The 14704-nt window shown below is 41.3% G+C and carries 17 protein-coding genes; all 17 read right to left on the reverse strand.

Annotation, left to right across the window (positions count from 1 at the left end; genetic code table 11):
* Window positions 1-30 precede the first annotated feature (30 nt).
* Window positions 31-936 carry an L-serine ammonia-lyase, iron-sulfur-dependent, subunit alpha gene (gene sdaAA, locus ACO1D1_RS24300; RefSeq protein ID WP_149869582.1) on the reverse strand — a complete coding sequence of 302 codons (906 nt, stop codon included), beginning with the start codon at window positions 934-936 and terminating at the stop codon, window positions 31-33.
* A 30-nt stretch (window positions 937-966) separates the two neighbouring features.
* Window positions 967-1629, reverse strand: coding sequence for an L-serine ammonia-lyase, iron-sulfur-dependent subunit beta (gene sdaAB / locus ACO1D1_RS24305; RefSeq protein WP_149869581.1), 663 nt, complete (start codon window positions 1627-1629; stop codon window positions 967-969).
* A 286-nt stretch (window positions 1630-1915) separates the two neighbouring features.
* Window positions 1916-2782 (reverse strand): ribosome biogenesis GTPase YlqF, encoded by an 867-nt coding sequence (gene ylqF / locus ACO1D1_RS24310; protein WP_423337435.1) that lies wholly within the window; start codon window positions 2780-2782, stop codon window positions 1916-1918.
* A 40-nt stretch (window positions 2783-2822) separates the two neighbouring features.
* A complete protein-coding gene (gene lepB / locus ACO1D1_RS24315) occupies window positions 2823-3380 on the reverse strand; it encodes a signal peptidase I (RefSeq protein WP_149869579.1) in 558 nt (185 codons plus the stop codon).
* 205 nt (window positions 3381-3585) lie between these two features.
* Window positions 3586-3930: a 50S ribosomal protein L19 gene (gene rplS / locus ACO1D1_RS24320; RefSeq protein WP_149869578.1), complete on the reverse strand. Its 345-nt coding sequence runs from the start codon at window positions 3928-3930 to the stop codon at window positions 3586-3588.
* 143 nt (window positions 3931-4073) lie between these two features.
* Window positions 4074-4817: a tRNA (guanosine(37)-N1)-methyltransferase TrmD gene (gene trmD / locus ACO1D1_RS24325; RefSeq protein WP_149869577.1), complete on the reverse strand. Its 744-nt coding sequence runs from the start codon at window positions 4815-4817 to the stop codon at window positions 4074-4076.
* A complete protein-coding gene (gene rimM / locus ACO1D1_RS24330; protein WP_149869576.1) occupies window positions 4814-5332 on the reverse strand; it encodes a ribosome maturation factor RimM in 519 nt (172 codons plus the stop codon). The genes trmD and rimM overlap by 4 nt, the downstream gene beginning before the upstream one ends.
* 9 nt (window positions 5333-5341) lie before the next feature.
* Window positions 5342-5728: a YlqD family protein gene (locus tag ACO1D1_RS24335; protein ID WP_149869575.1), complete on the reverse strand. Its 387-nt coding sequence runs from the start codon at window positions 5726-5728 to the stop codon at window positions 5342-5344.
* 75 nt (window positions 5729-5803) lie between these two features.
* Entirely contained in the window at window positions 5804-6034 is a 231-nt protein-coding gene (locus ACO1D1_RS24340) for a KH domain-containing protein (RefSeq protein WP_149869574.1), read from the reverse strand.
* A gap of 12 nt (window positions 6035-6046) precedes the next feature.
* A complete protein-coding gene (rpsP, locus tag ACO1D1_RS24345; RefSeq protein ID WP_007087771.1) occupies window positions 6047-6319 on the reverse strand; it encodes a 30S ribosomal protein S16 in 273 nt (90 codons plus the stop codon).
* A 119-nt stretch (window positions 6320-6438) separates the two neighbouring features.
* Window positions 6439-7791: a signal recognition particle protein gene (gene ffh, locus ACO1D1_RS24350; RefSeq protein ID WP_149869573.1), complete on the reverse strand. Its 1353-nt coding sequence runs from the start codon at window positions 7789-7791 to the stop codon at window positions 6439-6441.
* 12 nt (window positions 7792-7803) lie between these two features.
* Window positions 7804-8136, reverse strand: a complete 333-nt coding sequence (locus ACO1D1_RS24355) for a putative DNA-binding protein (RefSeq protein ID WP_149872647.1) — start codon at window positions 8134-8136, stop codon at window positions 7804-7806.
* 117 nt (window positions 8137-8253) lie between these two features.
* Entirely contained in the window at window positions 8254-8505 is a 252-nt protein-coding gene (locus ACO1D1_RS24360; protein WP_423337436.1) for a hypothetical protein, read from the reverse strand.
* Complete coding sequence (locus ACO1D1_RS24365; RefSeq protein ID WP_423337437.1) at window positions 8462-11059, reverse strand: VWA domain-containing protein; 2598 nt, start codon at window positions 11057-11059, stop codon at window positions 8462-8464. Before ACO1D1_RS24365 ends, ACO1D1_RS24360 begins: the two co-directional genes overlap by 44 nt.
* A complete protein-coding gene (locus ACO1D1_RS24370; protein ID WP_423337438.1) occupies window positions 11043-12857 on the reverse strand; it encodes a vWA domain-containing protein in 1815 nt (604 codons plus the stop codon). Before ACO1D1_RS24370 ends, ACO1D1_RS24365 begins: the two co-directional genes overlap by 17 nt.
* Window positions 12830-13699, reverse strand: a complete 870-nt coding sequence (locus ACO1D1_RS24375; RefSeq protein ID WP_423337439.1) for a DUF58 domain-containing protein — start codon at window positions 13697-13699, stop codon at window positions 12830-12832. The genes ACO1D1_RS24370 and ACO1D1_RS24375 overlap by 28 nt, the downstream gene beginning before the upstream one ends.
* Complete coding sequence (locus ACO1D1_RS24380) at window positions 13696-14703, reverse strand: AAA family ATPase (RefSeq protein ID WP_423337440.1); 1008 nt, start codon at window positions 14701-14703, stop codon at window positions 13696-13698. The genes ACO1D1_RS24375 and ACO1D1_RS24380 overlap by 4 nt, the downstream gene beginning before the upstream one ends.
* Window position 14704: the final 1 nt, after the last annotated feature.

A 14704-nucleotide genomic window follows, 5' to 3' on the forward strand; every position in this document is an offset into this window, starting at 1 on the left:
TCATTTCAAAAAGAATTCGTGTGCTTTTTTTTACGAGATTACTAAGTCTTTAAGTTTAACTGTACTGCCGGTACCAAAGATTTCTTGCTCCAGCCTTTTTCCAGTTGGTGTTGCCGCAAGACCGCCTTCAGCAGTTTCCCGGAGAGCAGATGGCATCGATTGGCCAATCAAGAACATGGCGTGTATGACTTCATCACAAGGGATTCTGCTTGTAATTCCGGCAAGCGCCATGTCTGCTGCTGTTATGGCATTTGAGGCACCCATGGCGTTTCGTTTCACACACGGAACTTCAACTAAACCTGCAACAGGGTCACATACTAAGCCTAGCATATTCTTTAATGTGATCGCCATTGCCTCTGCAGCCTGCTGTGGCGTGCCGCCTGCCATTTCTACAATGGCTGCCGCCGCCATGCCGCTTGCAGAGCCTACTTCCGCTTGACATCCGCCTGCAGCGCCGGAAATGGAGGCGTTATTTGCGATAACAAAGCCAAATGCTGCTGCCGTAAACAAAAATTCAATCATCTCCGAACGAGTTGGATTCAATTTTTCTTTTACAGCAAATAAAGTACCAGGTACAACACCTGCTGACCCTGCTGTCGGCGTGGCGCAAATTACGCCCATTGCAGCATTTACTTCATTCGTAGCGACTGCTTTACTAACAGCATCCAGTAAAATCGTACCGCCTAAGGCTTTGCCGCTTTTAATATAGTTTTGCAACAGGACTGCGTCTCCACCGGTTAGTCCGGTATGGGAGTGAACACCGTTAAGGCCTCTTTCAACCGCTTGTTCCATAACAGTTAAATTCGTGTCCATTTTTGCGATTACTTCATCCCTTTTAAGCCCAGATACTTCTATTTCCTGCCGAATCATAATTTCAGCTATTTTAACATGATTGCTTTCTGCAAGCTGAACAAGCTCTGCTACATTTCGAAACATGACCACACCCCCTGATGTTTTTTCATCGATCTATTCAACCATGCGAATGACTTGCTTTACATTCGCAAGTTGTTCCAATTCCTCTATTACGGTCCCCTCAATTTTCTGGTCGACCTCTATCACCATTAACGCCATTTCACCTTTTTCTAACCGTGAAACTTCCATATGGCCGATGTTAATTTCATATTTTGATAAAATACTTGTTACCGCAGAAATAATACCAAAGCGGTCTTGGTGTACAACTAATATGGCCGGATGCTCGCCAGAAAGCTTTAACGGAAATGAATTTAATTCCGTAATTTCAATTGTTCCCCCTCCAATTGAAATTCCCACCATTTCAAGCTCGTCTTTCTCATCATATAAATTTATTTTTACAGTATTTGGGTGATCCGTTACTGCCTCTTCCGTTTGAAAAACTACCTCTAATCCCATCTCTTTTGCAATAGACAGGGCTTTAGGCATTCTTTCATCAAATGTATCTAAATCGAGAAGGCCTGCAACAATAGCAAAATCTGTTCCATGACCTTTATAGGTTTTAGCAAAGGAACCATATAGGGAGATAATCGCTTTCTTGGGCAGTTTCCCAAACAGGGTCCTGGCAACCCTTCCAATCCTTGCTGCTCCTGCTGTATGTGAGCTGGACGGTCCGATCATGACCGGCCCGATAATATCAAAAGCTGAGCGATATTTCATTGATGTACCCCCATTTATTTAACCTGTTATTTTTTACCGCCGATATCTTCTCCATTCATTTTACGAGAATTGCTTCAAAGTAACCAGTAATAATTGCTGGTAAAAGTCCTTATTCTGCGCTTTCTCGCCAATAACAATGAAAACGATTACAATATACAGCCATTAAAAATAATATCAAAGATTTACTAGATTTAAAATAACATTTTACTAGCAGCAAACTATTTTATCATTTGTACATTCGGATGAACATAAGAAGCTCCCCGTTTGGAGAGCCCCTGAGCAATTATTATTCTTTATCAACCATTAAATCTGAAGGTCGTTCAAAGGTAATCCTGCCAAATTTTTCTGACCGTATTTCTCTGATCACCAATTCTGACACTTTATCATAATCGACGATACCGCCCGACATCAGACACCCGCGCAATTCTCCAATATGATCAAACATTTCGACAACGTTTTCGGGTAGCGCGTCTAACTGATAGCGTTCCTTCAACCGTTCTGGATAGGCGCGTTCTAAAAATCTTAACGTGTAGACCGTTAAGTCCTGCAGGTTTAATAAAGTGTCTTTAATCGCCCCTGTAATGGCCAGTTTCATGCCTACCTCTTGATCCTCAAATTTCGGCCATAAAATTCCCGGGGTATCCAGTAATTCCATTTCTTTGCCTACTTTAATCCACTGTTGTGCTTTTGTGACTCCAGGTGTATTTCCTGTCTTAGCGATGTTTTTTTTGGCCAGTCGATTGATAAGAGTCGATTTACCCGCATTTGGGATCCCAACGATCATGGCGCGGATAGCTCTTGGTTTTACACCTCTTGCTCTTAAACGGTCAAATTTCTCTTTAAGAATTTCGTTTGAGGCTTGGACAATTTGTTTCATTCCTTCTCCAGCCTGTGAATTGATTGCCAGTGCCTTGATTCCTTTTTCCGCAAAAAAGGCAATCCATTCTTTCGTCACAGTCTGGTCTGCCATATCCGCTTTATTTAATAAGACTAGCCGTGGTTTATGCTGAATAATTTCATCAATCATCGGATTTCTGGAGGAATACGGTATTCGCGCATCCACTAATTCAAAAATAATATCAACAAGTTTTAATTTTTCCGTGACCTCTCTGCGAGCCTTAGCCATATGGCCTGGAAACCATTGGATCGTCAAATAAGTCACCTCCTTCTAAAAGCGTAAGCGCCATGGTGCTCTATTTCACTGTTACAATATGTGCATCTTTTATCGGCCAGTAAACGACGCTTGTTTTACCGATTACTTTACTCATAGGGACGGTTCCAATATGCCGGCTGTCTTTACTGAAGCGGCGGTTATCCCCCATGACAAACAGCTCACCCTTAGGAACGGTCTGACGGCCAATTTTTTCTTCTAATGTAAATGCACCGGTTAATGGCCCATCCTCTACTTGCTTCTTATATTCATCTAAATAAGGCTCTTTATACGCTTTACCATTTACGTATAACGTATCATCCTTATATTCAATCGTGTCACCTGGGAGACCAATCACGCGCTTTATGTAATCCTTTTTCTCCGGGGCATGAAAGACGATAATATCAAATCGCTTTGGCTCACCAATTTCATAACTGAATTTATTGACGATCATGCGATCCTGATCCTTTAATGTCGGCATCATCGATAAGCCATCCACCACTATCGGTGCAAATAGAAAATAACGGATAACTGCTGCCAGTGCTACCGCAATCAATAGGGCTTTCGTCCATTCCCATAGTTCATTCTTCTTTTTTGTCATACAATCCCCACCAATCACTTTAAAAAAATGTCTTATAAAGACTATTTTACATAACTTGCACCTATTTAACACGATGGGATAAAACTTTTTAATCAAACTTTAATATTTCCTTTATAAATTCGCAATAAATGGAAGCAGTAAAAGAAAAATCAAATATGAGTATAAAAAAAGAGCCTGCTCCCGGGCAAGCTCTTTTCTTTTCATATTAGCGGATCTCTTTAATTCTTGCTTTTTTACCGCGAAGGCTGCGCAAGTAGTAAAGCTTAGCACGGCGAACTTTACCGCGGCGAATTACTTCAAGCTTCGCAATTTTTGGTGTATGAACAGGGAAAGTACGCTCAACGCCTACTCCGTAAGAAATTTTACGAACTGTAAAAGTTTCGCTAATTCCACCACCACGACGCTTAATCACAACACCTTCAAATAACTGAATACGCTCGCGAGTACCCTCGACAACTTTAACGTGAACACGTACAGTGTCACCAGGACGGAACGCAGGCAGATCAGAACGAAGTTGTTCTTTTGTGATTTCTTCGATTAATTTATGCATCGTTTTCAACTCCTTCCAACAGATGCTCATGCACACTAACATACCTTTATCTTGCAGCGGAACATCGTTATAAGACCACAACTGAAACGGATCAGTTCAAGTCACAAGAAGTATCATACCATATTTATTGTGGGCTCGCAATATTACTCGGCATCTTTTTTTACTTCTTGTAACCATTTTTCCTGTTCCGGAGTTAGTTCAATTTTATCAAATAAATCCGGCCGTCTATGGAGGGTCCGTCTTAATGCTTCTTTATTACGCCACTCCTCGATTAATTTATGATTTCCTGACAGAAGGACATCGGGTACTTTCAGTCCTCTGAAATCTGCCGGTCTTGTATAGTGCGGATGTTCTAAGAGACCGGTACTAAATGAATCCTTCATGTGGGATTCTTGATTGCCTAGCACCTCCGGCAAGAGGCGGACAACGCTGTCAACCACTACCATTGCTCCAAGCTCGCCGCCGGTCAAGACATAATCACCAATCGATATTTCATCTGTTACCACATGCTCGCGAATTCGTTCGTCATAGCCTTCATAATGACCGCAGATGAAGATCAAATGATCTTCTTTTGCTAATTCTTCAGCTTTCCGCTGTTCATATCGCTCACCCTGCGGGCATAGCAGAATCACTCTTGGCTGTTTACCATGACCATTTTTCTTCAGAGCGGCTACAGCATCAAAAATGGGCTGGGGCTTTAATACCATCCCAGCACCGCCGCCATAAGGATAATCATCAACAGTAGAATGCTTATTGTCAGCAAACTCACGAAAATTGACTACATTATAATTAACTGCCGCTTTTTCTGCTGCTTTTTGTAGGATCGATTGTCCCAGTACTCCGGTAAACATTTCCGGAAACAATGTAAGGATATCAATCTGCATCATGAAAGTAATCCTTCCATTGGTTTAATTAAAACCACTTTCTCTTTGACATCCACTTTTTTTACGACATCATGAATATAAGGGATTAGTACTTCTTTGCCGCCTTTTCCTTTCACAACCCAAACGTCATTAGCACCAGGTGAGAGAATTTCGGTAACCTTGCCGATTTCTTCGCCATCTACAGTAGCAACAAGGCAGCCGATGATTTCATGGTAATAAAATTCATCTTCTTCTAATTCATCCAGCTGTGATTCCGGAACTTTCAGAATCCCCTCTTTAAACTTTTCCACTTCGTTGATGTTTGTGAATCCTTCAAAAGTAAGTAATTCAAAATTTTTATGTGTGCGATGGCTCTTCACGGTTAGTTCAATAGACTGATTTGATTTTGGCATAAATAAATATAAAACATTTCCTGGTTTATAGCGTTTTTCAGGGAAATCCGTTTTCGAGATCACACGGACTTCACCCTTAATTCCTTGTGTATTGACGATTTTCCCAACGTTGAACCATTTATCCATTGTCCATTTTCACCTAATTTCTTCAATAATTCCATCTTTAATGATGATTGTACGCTGCCCTTGTCTCTCGTCCCAAACATCGCCAACATTCACCTCAACGAGAGCCTGAACTTCCTTTTCTTTTAACTCACTGCCTAATGGTAGGATATGTAATTGTTCCACTTGAAACTCAATAAGCTTTATTTTTTCTTTACGCATTTGAATTTCTTTTTCAAACTGCTGTTTTAATGGTCCTGGTGAAAAGTTTTTTGTTTTCTCCAGCCGTTTCTGTTCAAATTGCAGCTGATCACATTCTTTCTGCAGCTGTAATTTTTCGGACTGATACTTGTTAAATAGCAGTTGTTTACTATTTTCTGTTAGTAATTGCTTTACCACAACTGTTTGGATTATTTGCATGTAGGGACCTCCTTTTGCATTTATATAGCAAAAAAGAGAGGAAATAATCCCTCCCTTTTATCTAGATGCAAAAAGCTATTCACCAATTTCTAGAAAAATTTTCTTCTGTTGTGATGATCCTGCTGCATAAACAACAGTTCTAATGGCCTTTGCAACACGCCCTTGTTTCCCGATCACTTTTCCCATATCTGTCTTATTCACAGTAAGGTGATAGGTAATGCGGTTATCCTCTTCATCGGCACGGACGTAAACGTCTTCCGGAAAATCAACAAGGGGCTTAACAATCGTTTCAATTAGATCTTTCATAGCTGACTGCTATTACTTGCCTAATTTAGCGTTATGGAATTTTTCCATGATGCCTTGGTTTGAGAAAAGGTTACGAACGGTATCAGATGGTTTCGCACCGTCTTTTAACCATTTAAGAACTAACTCTTCGTTAATTTCTACTTTAGCTGGTTGCGTAACAGGATTGTAAGTTCCTACGATTTCAATGTAACGTCCATCACGTGGTGAACGAGAATCTGCAACTACGATACGATAGAAAGGAGTTTTCTTAGCTCCCATACGTTTTAAGCGAATTTTTACTGCCATTTTAAATAAGCACCTCCGAATAGTTTCACACAAGATAGTATAATATCAATTCTTTTATTGTTTGTAAAGTGTTTTTTCTTTACAAGCAGTATTACCAATTTCAGCCAAACCGAAACATCCTAGAACGGTTTAAATGGAAATTTGAAGCCGCCCTTTTTCTTTCCCTTTTGCTGCATTCCCGTCATTTGCTTCATCATTTTTTTCATATCTTCAAATTGCTTTAATAAGCGGTTAATTTCGGTGACAGGACGCCCGCTTCCTTTGGCAATTCTACGTTTGCGGTTCGCATTCAGGATCTCGGGATTGTTTTTTTCTGCCTTTGTCATGGATTGAATAATCGCTTCCACATGGGCAATTTGTTTCTCATCAATTTGAAGATTATTCAAACCTTTGATTTTGTTTGCCCCTGGCATCATTTTTAATAATTCATCAAGCGGGCCTAAATTTCGCACTTGGCCTAGCTGATCCAAAAAGTCTTCCAATGTAAATGATGCTGTCCGCATCTTCTGTTCTAACTCTTTTGCCTTTTGTTCGTCGACATTTGCTTGGGCTTTTTCAATCAGTGTCAACACATCACCCATACCTAAGATCCTTGAGGCCATTCGTTCAGGATGGAATGGTTCCAAAGCATCCATTTTCTCGCCCAAACCGACAAATTTAATCGGAGTTTGGGTGACGGCACGGATAGACAATGCGGCCCCGCCCCTTGTGTCACCATCAAGCTTTGTAAGAACAACTCCGGTTAAACCGAGCTGTTCATTAAAACTTTGGGCCACATTGACGGCATCTTGTCCTGTCATCGCATCGACAACAAGGAAGATTTCATCTGGTTTTGTAAGCTCTTTAATATCCTTTAATTCGTCCATTAAGGTCTCATCAACGTGTAGTCGACCAGCCGTATCAATCAGGACATAGTCATTATGGTCTTCTTTCGCTTTCGCGATTGCCTGCTTGGCGATTTCAACCGGGCTCACTTGATCACCAAGAGAGAAAACAGGCATATCTAATTGCTTACCAAGAGTTTGAAGCTGCTTAATGGCAGCTGGACGATAAATGTCCGCAGCAACCAGCAGCGGTTTGCGGTTATACTTCTTTCGAAGTAAAAGCGAAAGCTTACCTGTTGTTGTTGTTTTACCGGCACCCTGCAGCCCAACCATCATGATAACGGTTGGCGGACGATTCGAGGCAGCAATCTTACTTTGCTCTCCCCCCATTAGCGCAGTCAATTCCTCATTAACGATTTTGATGATCTGCTGACCTGGAGTTAAGCTTTTCAGAACTTCCTGCCCTACGGCGCGTTCACTGACTTTTTTCACAAAATCTTTGACGACTTTAAAGTTAACGTCTGCTTCTAGTAAGGCAAGACGCACCTCACGCATCATTTCTTTTACATCCGCTTCCGAGACCTTTCCTTTTCCGCGGATTTTTTGGATTGTATTCTGCAGTCGGTCGGCTAATCCTTCAAACGCCATTCATGCCGCCTCCTAATCTAATTTCTCAAGCTCAGTAACCATATCTAACATTGCCTGTTTTGAAGGGTTCTCCTCTTGAAGTAATTCCTTCACTTGCCTTATTAGTTTTGAACGCTCTTGAAATTTCTGAAATAATAACAGCTTTTCCTCATATTCCTCGAGCATCGCTTCCGTCCGCTTTATATTATCATAAACGGCCTGACGGCTTACATCATACTCTTCGGCAATTTCACCCAATGAGTAATCATCTAAGTAATAGAGAGACATATAGCTTTGCTGCTTTGGCGTTAACAACGAATAATAGAAATCATAAAGAAAGTTCATTCGCGTTGTCTTTTCAAGCATCATGCCCAGATTCCCTCCAATGCCATTGTTAAGTGAAAAGCCTTTACGAAAGTAAGTTTATACAATCTTACCCTTTCTGTCAAGAAAATATCTTTACAATAACGAAAAGCGGATTTCTCAGAGATTTTTTCTTTTCTTCGCTTCGAGCAGCCGTTTCATCCTGTCTTCTTTTTCTAATTGGCTGACTTTTGGTATGTTTCTCTTTCTATGATTTAAAAGGTTTTGTTCTTGTTTTGGCTGGTCTCCATTTGTTGTTTCTTCGTTCCATTGATCCTTAATTATTTTCCTTGGTTTCTCCGTACTTGACTTATTTTTTTCTTTAGCTTTAGTAAGCCGGTGAAGAGCTGTTGTCCGCCCTTCCCTCAACATTCTTTAGTGGTTTCCGGAAAAGCCGGACGAAGAAATAAAATGGCTGCAAACCTAATCTTCTAATCATAATTTCTAGCACAAGCAGCAGGAAGGCTGCTAATAATAGCTGCTGGCTGATGGACTCTTTCTTTTTTTGCCTATCCTTTAAAGGCCTGAATGCTTCTTTCGCCGTTTTTAATTCTTTACCTCCGGTGATTGCTGCCAGTTCTTTTAGCAGCTCCTTATTCGTCCCCTTTAACAAAAATTCTTCCGAATAAGGGACAGTGAACCCCGTTTGGAACAATTGGTCACGCCCATCCCCAGCTGTTTGTTTCACCCGTAAAAAATACATCCCGGGATTATTGGGGAAAGTCACTTCAAATTCTCCTGGTGCAACCGGCTTAGCATTTGTATCCATTACCGAACCATTTTGCGAGACAACTGATACATCAAGGGGTAAAAATTGACCGTCAGCCGCTTTTAAGCGGACTATCGTATTGCCATTCTCTTTTTCCACGGTTAATCGGAACGGTTCACTGTCATATTGCGGCAGTGATTCGGCGGCAAGCATATTAATAAATTGCGGCCAGTTGTCCCATTTTGACCAATCTCCGGACCATTTTCCTGTCATATCGGAGGTAAAGGCAAGTGTGGTACCCAAACCATATTGCCATTCAGCCAAAATAGGATCCTTTTTCTCACTTATCAATGGCACTTTCGCTCTGTTTTTCGCTGTTACCGCGATATAGGCATTCATTTTTGGGATACCCTTTTCAAACATGGGTGTCCACTTTGGATATGGCTTTACGGCAGGGTAAAACGGTTTGTCCTCAATATAGGTTCTTGTTGTCATGACCGTTTCCCTCGAGAGGATGCTGGGGATGACAGATGCATCCGTGACATCATAAAACCGTCCGCTTCCTTGTCCTGCAAGCCCTTCTAAAAGGTTTCTGTCGGCGTCACTTCCGAGAGCGACGGTTGACAATGTAACGTTATTCTTTTTTCCTTCTTCAATCAGAGCTTGATAGTCTCCGCCTGCAGCTGACTGCCCATCCGTTAACAAAATTATGTGCTTTCGTTGCAGCTTTAAATCTTTTAACTCTTGATAAGCCTTTTCTAGTGAAGGATAAATGTTTGTTCCTCCACCGACAGAAACAGAACGGATTTGTTCCATTACCTTTTTTTTGTTTTTGAGCGGGGCGGTTTCGACAATCACCCATGGGCGGTCATCAAAAGCAATAAAGCCGAGGGTATCTTTTTCTCGCAATAAATCGACGGAACGGGCCGCAGCCTCCTTCGCTAAGGTCAGTTTATTCCCGCTCATACTGCCGGAACGGTCAATGACTATCATCAATCCAAGTGATGGCATCTCATTCTTTCCCTTTATATCCATATCAACGGGCAGTAATTTCTCAATTGGTGTCTTAAAATAACCACCGAGGCCAAAGCTATCTTCACCGCCCAGCATGACAAAACCAGTTCCAAATTCCTTGACTGCTTTTTCAATCAAATTCATTTGCTGTTCACTGACCTTTATGCCCGGAACATTATTAAAAATAATGGACTGATACTGTAAAAAACCAGCTAAGGTTGTTGGAAGCTTCTCAGGGATCAGCTTATCAACCCTTAACCCAGAGGATTTCAGTATATCTGCCAATGGATCTTCCTGATTGCCCTGAACAACTAACACTCTTGGTGTTCCTTTTACATTTGTTACCGCATAAAGAGAATTATTTTCGATAAAAGTATCCTTTTCAGCCGCAATTTCAGCCTTATAAATCGCCATGCCTGTCTCAGTTGCAATATTTGAAAATGAAAATTCATTTTGACCTTCCTTTACGGTTACCCGCTCGTGAAGAATATCTTTATCATTTAACGAAATCCTTACATCGGCTTTTTTTTCACTATTACTTACAATCGATAATGTGATGTTTGCTTTTTCACCTTCGTAGATTGCAGGGGGAACTTCCAGCTTTGTAAGAGCCATATCCTCGCGAAACTTTTGCTTAAAATGGACATAATCCACCTCAAGGTTTTGATTTTTTATCAGCCTTGCCGCATCTTTACTGGTACCCGTTGTCTCATTACCATCAGTTAATAACACAATTCTTCCGCCTTGTCCCTTTTTGAACAACGAGGCAGCAAATCCAATTCCTTCTTCCAGATTTGTTTCTCCCGTTTTCATCTTCCCGCTAAAAGGTACTGCTGTTGTTTTTTTTGTTGTAAGCGATTGTTCGACCATCGCTCCATCTGCAAACGAGGCAATGGCGAAGGATTGGTTTTCCTTTTTCGCAAGAAGGCTGTCATCAAGCCACCCGAGCGCATCATCTTCTACATTTTCGAAACTTGCCGATCGGTCAACGAGAAAAACGATCGATTCCTCTTTGATTGGCAGCAATAGTTGCGGAATTGTAAGAGCAAAAACAAGCAAGAAAAATAACAGGGTCCTCAGACAGCCAATCCACACCTTTTCCGGAGTGAATGATTTTCTCATTTGTCTAAAATAAAGAGTCATTAAGAAAAAAACCGGGAGCAATAGAATGAGAAGCATTGGATACTTAAGCTCTAAATCCACGTCTAAATACCTCCCATTCTGCAATGAGCAAGAGCAGAACCACTGCCGTCAGCCAAATCCACAACGATTCATTCGATTTGACTGTAAGCTCTTTTTTATTTTCCTTCAGACCCTGCAATATAAATGAAGCTTCCGAATGCGGACTTTTTTCACGATCATCAAGAAGAACAGAAAAATAATATACTTGACCTTCTGATATAGCTTGATAGATTCCCGGTTTATATGGGGCTTTAAAATTCTCACTAGCTAGGTCCAGGGTTGATAAACTTTTTCCCGAAGCATTAAAAATTTCCATCCCCGCTTGATGATTTTCAAGCTGAAGCCACTTTTCCTCCCTTGGCTGAAAGTAGCCTAGAAATCCTGATTGATTTGATAACCACTGATAGCTGTTATAAAGAAAGATCGGAAAACCAGGATGCAGCGGCCAATCCGTATTCTCAAGTGCGAAGTTAAAAATAATGATCGGCTGTCCTTGTCTTGTTCCTGTTTGAATTAACGGGTGATTGCCGCTGGTTACAATCGTTTCCCATTCCCCCTTTATTGGCATAACAGCATATTTTATGTATGTTTTTTCCATATCTACGAATTCAGTGAGACTTGAATTAGTGCTTTGAATCGGCTCCTTTAGCTCAATTGGTTCGCCTGATTTATTGACATATATCACCGGCAATTTCGGCAACTCATCAACCGGAAGCCCTTCCGCAAGAATAATCCCGCCTTCTATTAATCCCGCAGCATTGTTTTGATCTCGCTGCATCGCATGGATGCCCAACGTTTCCAGTGCTTTTATGAAAAAAGGATTTGTTTCCCCCAGTGCATAAACGTTTGGATTTAAGTTACTGTACACTGCGGTTAGTTCGTTATCAGCGATATAATGGTCCCCGGATTTGATCTCCGCTTGATAGAACCTGTGCAGCGGCAGGTCAGGCATATTAATTACCACTTGTTTACCTGAAGGAATGGTTACCTCTTGCTGAAAGATTGTTTGATTTTCACTTGTGATGACAAATGGGATTGTTTTCGACTCTTCCATTTGATTTTCTACTACTGCGAGGCCGGAAATTCGATTGTCCTTTCCCGCGACCCCAAATGAAAGAATCGCGATATTATCTTGAACCCCCTTTGCATTATGGATTTCATATGAACCATTTTCTTTTACTTCAGCAAGGTCCTCCTTCTTTATCGCATCTGAAAATAGATGGATGACCGTATTCTGCTGTGAAATAAGTGATTCCGCGAGCTTCACACTCTTTTTGATATTTTCATGTTCATAGGTTACTTGCAGCTCATCAATCATCTTAAGAATGACATTTGGATTTGTTTCCCGGTTCAATACTATTTTGGGTTTAGTTCCAGCAATAATGATGGTGACTTCCTGATTATTTAACCGTTTAGCCATCTGTTTCATCTCTTGCTTTGACTGTTCAAAGAGCGGCTTGTCACCTTTTTGTGCTGACATAGTTGCTGATGTATCAACAATCCAAATGAGCTGATCTCCCCTAACCCCCTTCGAGTGCCAGATCGGTTTTGTTAAGGCAAGCATTAACAATATAAGGGCCGCGATTTGCAGCCAAAAGATGAGATTTTGCTGTAATTTTTGAATCCACGGTGATGCTTTCCACTCATTCATTGCCTGCTGCCATAGGAGATTTGAAGGATTAATGATTTCCTTATACTGTTTCCGAAAAAAATATAATAACACAACAAAGGCGACGAAAATGACGAGTAGAAAAAACAATGGGTTAGCAAAATACATTTCAATCACCTCTGTTAATAAAGCATCCTTTTCGCCGAACACTCATGAAATAAAAACGCTGGGAGGTCAGCATGATCTGTTGTCATTAGATAACTGAAGCCGAACCGGCGGCATAAAAGTTCAAGTTTGTGATTATGCATGTTCAATTGCCTTTGATAGTTTCCTAAAATAAATTCATTCATTGATACCTGTACACTTTCTTTTGATTCACTATCAATCAGCTTTACATCCCCTGTATAAATCGGATTTAATTCTTCCCCGCTTAATAATTGGATCAATGTAACTTCTTGTTTTCTAGCGGCGATGGAACGGAATAATGACTCAAAGGACTCAAGCGGCTCAAGGCCGTCCGTAATGAGAATGGCCAGCTGGTTATTCTTTAACGAATTTTTGTGAAGGTTTTCGGTAAATGTTCCGGAACCCTCATGCAATGGGAACTGAAGAATATCAAAAAACACTTTCTTTGCGTACACGGACCCTTTTCTGCTAACCTTTACAAATGGCTCCGAAGAAACCGGGACAAACGACAAGCGGTCTTCACCTGATAGGGCAATAAAGCTAAAGGAGGCTGCAAGTTCTTTTGCCCGAGCCCACTTTGTTTCTATTGCCTGCATTGAACCAGAGACATCTAAAAAGACCGTTATCGCTAATTCCTGTTCATCTAAAAACCTTTTGATATAATGCTTGTGCGTCCTGCCATAAATATTCCAGTCAATTTGCCGGACATCATCCCCGGGCTGATAAAGTCGATAATCCGAAAATTCAAGTGAAGTACCAAACTTATTCGCCTGTCTTCTTCCTTTATGAGCGCCAAGCCTTCGTGTCTTTGCCATCAATCTTAGTTTCGCCAGTCTTGGAAGCATGGAATGCATATGAGCTGTCATGCTTGGCGTTCTGCCTTTCCTGCTTGTTCCAATACATCTTTAATCAAGTCGTCTGCTGTTACACCGTTTGCTTCTCCCTCAAAATTCAATAATAAACGGTGTCTTAAAACCGGGATGGCCGTCTGTTTTAAGTCTCCCATAGAAATATGGAATCTTCCGGCAACTAATGCTCTCGTTTTTGCCATTTGAATCAGACCCTGTAATCCTCTCGGCCCGCTGCCGAATTGAACGTATTGTTTAACCCTTTCAGGGGCATCTCCCGAAGCAGGGTTGGTCGCATCTATGATGGAGACCGCAATATTTAATAAATCATCTGAGACTAATATTTCCTTTGAAAGCTGCTGTAAGGCTAATACGTCGGAGGCGCTTAATATTTTCTTTAATTGCGGCACCGCAATACCTGTCGTTCGTAAAGCAATCTCTTTTAGATCCGCTTTTGTTGGATAATCCACTTGTATTTTACAAATAAAACGGTCCATTTGCGCCTCAGGGAGCGGATAGGTGCCTTCCATATCAATCGGGTTCTGGGTAGCCAGCACAAAAAATGGCTTGGAAAGCTGTTTAGTAGTGCCCATCACCGTTACCGTCTGCTCCGCCATCGCCTCTAACAGTGAACTTTGGGTCTTTGGCGTGGCCCGATTAATTTCATCGGCCAAAATAATATGGCCAAACAATGGTCCCTCATGAAAAACAAACTCCTGCCTGCCGTCTAATCCCGGCTGCAGAATCATCGTGCCGGTAATATCTGACGGCATTAAATCCGGCGTAAATTGAATCCGATTAAACGATAAATCCAGGCATGCTGAAATCGAGCGGACCAGCATGGTTTTTCCAAGGCCCGGCAGCCCCTCTAATAACGCATGTCCGCCCGAAAAAATACTCCACAGTACTTGATCAATCACTTCTTCTTGACCAACGATAAAATTCTGTAACTCTTCTTTTACCATTTTTAGCTGTTGTGCTGCCGAAATAAATTGATTTTCTTTCTCTTTTAATTGGGACAAT

Source organism: Neobacillus sp. 19 (assembly GCF_049463095.1).
Taxonomy (GTDB): Bacteria; Bacillota; Bacilli; order Bacillales; family Cytobacillaceae; genus Neobacillus.

What these genes read in the sequence shown, in the direction of transcription:
- ACO1D1_RS24360 (WP_423337436.1), bottom strand. Translation starts at nt 8,505, where the DNA reads ATGTTGAGGGAAGGGCGGACAACAGCTCTTCACCGGCTTACTAAAGCT.
- sdaAB (WP_149869581.1), bottom strand. Translation starts at nt 1,629, where the DNA reads ATGAAATATCGCTCAGCTTTTGATATTATCGGGCCGGTCATGATCGGA.
- ffh (WP_149869573.1), bottom strand. Translation starts at nt 7,791, where the DNA reads ATGGCGTTTGAAGGATTAGCCGACCGACTGCAGAATACAATCCAAAAA.
- ACO1D1_RS24340 (WP_149869574.1), bottom strand. Translation starts at nt 6,034, where the DNA reads ATGAAAGATCTAATTGAAACGATTGTTAAGCCCCTTGTTGATTTTCCG.
- rimM (WP_149869576.1), bottom strand. Translation starts at nt 5,332, where the DNA reads ATGGATAAATGGTTCAACGTTGGGAAAATCGTCAATACACAAGGAATT.
- ACO1D1_RS24375 (WP_423337439.1), bottom strand. Translation starts at nt 13,699, where the DNA reads ATGACAGCTCATATGCATTCCATGCTTCCAAGACTGGCGAAACTAAGA.
- rpsP (WP_007087771.1), bottom strand. Translation starts at nt 6,319, where the DNA reads ATGGCAGTAAAAATTCGCTTAAAACGTATGGGAGCTAAGAAAACTCCT.
- rplS (WP_149869578.1), bottom strand. Translation starts at nt 3,930, where the DNA reads ATGCATAAATTAATCGAAGAAATCACAAAAGAACAACTTCGTTCTGAT.
- ACO1D1_RS24335 (WP_149869575.1), bottom strand. Translation starts at nt 5,728, where the DNA reads ATGCAAATAATCCAAACAGTTGTGGTAAAGCAATTACTAACAGAAAAT.
- lepB (WP_149869579.1), bottom strand. Translation starts at nt 3,380, where the DNA reads ATGACAAAAAAGAAGAATGAACTATGGGAATGGACGAAAGCCCTATTG.
- sdaAA (WP_149869582.1), bottom strand. Translation starts at nt 936, where the DNA reads ATGTTTCGAAATGTAGCAGAGCTTGTTCAGCTTGCAGAAAGCAATCAT.
- ACO1D1_RS24355 (WP_149872647.1), bottom strand. Translation starts at nt 8,136, where the DNA reads ATGCTTGAAAAGACAACGCGAATGAACTTTCTTTATGATTTCTATTAT.
- trmD (WP_149869577.1), bottom strand. Translation starts at nt 4,817, where the DNA reads ATGATGCAGATTGATATCCTTACATTGTTTCCGGAAATGTTTACCGGA.